The following is a 3,139-nucleotide window of genomic DNA, read 5'->3' as shown; positions in this document are numbered from 1 at the left end:
CTCGGAGAGAGGGCGGCCAACCACCCGACACTCACAAGGGTGGATGACCCCGAGAGCCCGGCCCCTGTGCCGCCGTAGGTGCCTCGCCCCTCGGCGCCCTTCCCGTCCGTGCCTCGCCCTACTGCTACCCGTCCGATGGCCGGTCCTGCCCGCTGCCGCTCGGGGCCTGGATCCGCCGGCCGGCCACGGCCGTACGCGGCGACCGGGACGACGGCGCCCCCGGTCACCGGGCGGCGCCGTCGTCCCGCGCGGGTGCGAGCCGGCTCACAGCACCGGCTGTGGGTCGGGCGCGACCCCTCCGGCGTCCGGGAATCCGCCGTCCGGGGCCCAGGCGTCCGGTGCTGCGGGGGAACCCGGCCGCGGGGCGTCCTCGGACAACGGGCTGCCGCCCGGGGCCGACTGGTCGGCCGTCGTGCCGTCCGTGGTCGAGCCCTCCGTCTGCGGCAGCGACTGCGGCGCGGGCGGGGAGCCGGAGTCGGGCGGCGGCGGGGAGTCCGGTGAGTCCGGCGACGCCGGCGAAACGGGCGCGACGGGGGACTCGGGCGAGGCGGGGGACAGTGGCGTCGACGGGGTCGAGGTCGAGGCCGAGTCCGACGGAACCGGGGAGGTCGAGCCGGAGTCCGACACCGAGGGCGACGGGGGTGCCGTCGGCGCGGTCGTGTGCTTGTCCTTCTTCCCCGTGTCACCCGGCTCGCGGCTGAACCAGTCGCCTTCGGAGGGGTCGTAGACGACGAAGACGTTCACGACCGTGACGGACGGCGCCACGACGACGACCTGGGAGGCCTGGTAGCCGGGCCAGGCCGCGCCGGTGGTCTTCGGCGACTTCTGGGCGACGGGCGGCGTCAGCGGGTTGCCGCAGGCGCAGCGCACCCGGGGTACGCCGCGGTCGTCGACGAGGACCGCCGTGCCGGCCTGGAGCACCGACTGGTACGTGGTGGCCGCGCCGTCCCGGAAGCCGTGGTTGGTCACGCGGGTGTCGACGCGGAGCTGAAGCGGGGTCAGGGACCGCAGATAGCCGGGGACCTCGTTGGCCGAGATGCCGAGGACCGACGCGAAGGCGGCGTTCTTGGCGGGCTCGGCGGCAAGGAAGCGCACCTGCTGTTCGACGTCGCAGCTCGCCACGTTCTGCGTGCCGCCGTACAGGCCGGGCGCGGCGCCCGAGACGCTGCGGGTGGCGCTGGCGTCGGCCGACTTGGTGGGGCTGGGCAGCGGGACGGCGGACGGGGAGGCGTCGGGCGCGCGGGCGGTCGACGGGGTGAACGGATCGGGGCCGGTGGCGGCGGCGTTCTGCAGGAACACCTCACCACCGCCCCCCGAGGCGCTGCCGCCGCCGTTGCCGTCCGGCCGGGTCAGCACCACGATCAGGGCGATCGCCGCGACCAGTACGGCCGTGATCGAGGCGACCTTGGGAACGGAACGCCACCACGGGCCGCCGCCGCCGGAGCCCGCGCCGCCGCGGCCGCGGCCGGCCTGTACGGCGGCACGCAGAACGTGGCGAGCTGCGACGTCGAACAGCAGGTGCGCTTCCTTGCCGCCGAGCCCGCCACGAACGCCGCCTTCGCGTGCCGCGGTACTGGCCGGCTTCGTCGCCATGGCCGTCGTCGCGGCGCTCGGCCTCTGGGCCGCCGGCGCCGCCGACCTCCCCAGCGGATTCGTCAACGTCGTCGCCGCGGTGGTCGTCATGGCCGCCGGCGGCCATGTGGAACTCTCCGGAGACGCGGGCGCCCTCGCCGGGACGAACGCCGAGATCACCGCGATGCCGCTCACGCCGCGGTACTGGCCGGCTTCGTCGCCATGGCCGTCGTCGCGGCGCTCGGCCTCTGGGCCGCCGGCGCCGCCGACCTCCCCAGCGGATTCGTCAACGTCGTCGCCGCGGTGGTCGTCATGGCCGCCGGCGGCCATGTGGAACTCTCCGGAGACGCGGGCGCCCTCGCCGGGACGAACGCCGAGATCACCGCGATGCCGCTCACCGTCACCCTGGTGGGCGCACTCGTCGTCGGTTTCTGCTTCCTGCGCCCCCTGCGCCACCACGCCGTCGCGCACACCGGTGAACTCCTCGGCCGGGTCGTCGCCGTCGTCGTGCTCTGGCTGGCCGGGCTCGCCGCACTGTCGGCGCTGGCCGCCCACGACTTCCCCCTCACCCTCGGCGGCGGTGACGCGACGGGGGACCTGCCCGACATCTTCGGTGAACTCCTCGACGCGGTGAACCCGACCGTCGGCTTCCGCACCGACCTCGGCCCCACCCTCCTCTTCGGCCTCCTGTGGATCCTCGGCGTCCTGCTCATCGCCCTGCTCGTGTCCCGCCGGACCCCGCTCCCGCCGCGCCTCGTGCGCTACCAGGAGCCCGTCCGCCCCGTGGCCTCCGCGATGCTGCTGCTCGTCCTGACGTACGTGGTCATCGGCCTCGGCATCGGCGTCGTCGTCGCGGCCACCCAGGGCCACGCCTCGGAGACCCTCGCCGTCCTGCTGCTCGGACTGCCCAACGTCAGCTGGATCGCCCTCGGCGTCGGCATCGGCGGCTCCTGGGAAGGCCGGGTCGACGGCCCGTTCGGGCTGCCCATGCCGCCCATCCTCGACGCGGTGCTGCGCGGCCCGGACACCTCCCAGCTGTCCACGGTGGACCTCTCCTCGCTCGCCTCGTACGACTCGCGGGCCTGGTGGCTCCTCCCGGTCGCCGCGGTCCTGGTGGTCGTCGCGGCCTTCGTCGCCGCCGTCCGTGCCCCGGGCCGCTTCCGGCTCTGGCAGCACGCCGTGCACTTCGCGATCGCGTTCGCCCTGACCATGCTGGTCGTCATGCCGATCACCCTCGTCGAGGCGCGCTTCGGCCTCTCCATCCTCGGCATCGGCGACCTCGACTCCCTGGGCGGCGAGGTCGTCCTGCGCCCGCACGTCTGGAGGACGGCCGGTCTGGCCCTGCTGTGGGGCGCCGTCGCGGGCTTCCTCGGCGGCCTGCTCGCCACCGGCGCCCACCGCGGCGAGGTGGACGCCGAGCCGAACCGCACCGGGAGACCCGCGCCCTGACACAGCCCCGGGAGGCCGGCCCGCTCGCCGGGTCGCTCCCGCGCGGTGTCACCGATGCCGGTGACCGCCTACGGCTCCTCGCGGAACACCGGCAGCGCCCACTTCGGCGGCGCGGGCG

2 protein-coding genes and 1 pseudogene are annotated in these 3,139 nt (G+C 75.4%); 2 read left to right on the top strand and 1 reads right to left on the bottom strand.

The window, feature by feature from the left end; translation table 11 throughout:
* Positions 1-264 precede the first annotated feature (264 nt).
* Complete coding sequence (locus EAO71_RS37405) at positions 265-1,299, bottom strand: DUF6777 domain-containing protein (RefSeq protein ID WP_410093939.1); 1,035 nt, start codon at positions 1,297-1,299, stop codon at positions 265-267.
* 292 nt (positions 1,300-1,591) lie between these two features.
* Here EAO71_RS37405 and EAO71_RS38155 point away from each other — a divergent pair.
* Together EAO71_RS38155 and EAO71_RS02330 are read left to right on the top strand one after the other, a co-directional pair.
* Positions 1,592-1,708: pseudogene (locus EAO71_RS38155) on the top strand (hypothetical protein); the annotation flags it as partial.
* An 86-nt stretch (positions 1,709-1,794) separates the two neighbouring features.
* Positions 1,795-3,021, top strand: coding sequence for a streptophobe family protein (locus EAO71_RS02330; RefSeq protein ID WP_147976081.1), 1,227 nt, complete (start codon positions 1,795-1,797; stop codon positions 3,019-3,021).
* Positions 3,022-3,139: the final 118 nt, after the last annotated feature.

Source organism: Streptomyces sp. MS191 (assembly GCF_008042125.1).
Taxonomy (GTDB): domain Bacteria; phylum Actinomycetota; class Actinomycetes; order Streptomycetales; family Streptomycetaceae; genus Streptomyces.
Note: the sequence above shows the minus strand (reverse complement) of the source record. Positions and strands in the feature narration are given on the sequence as shown.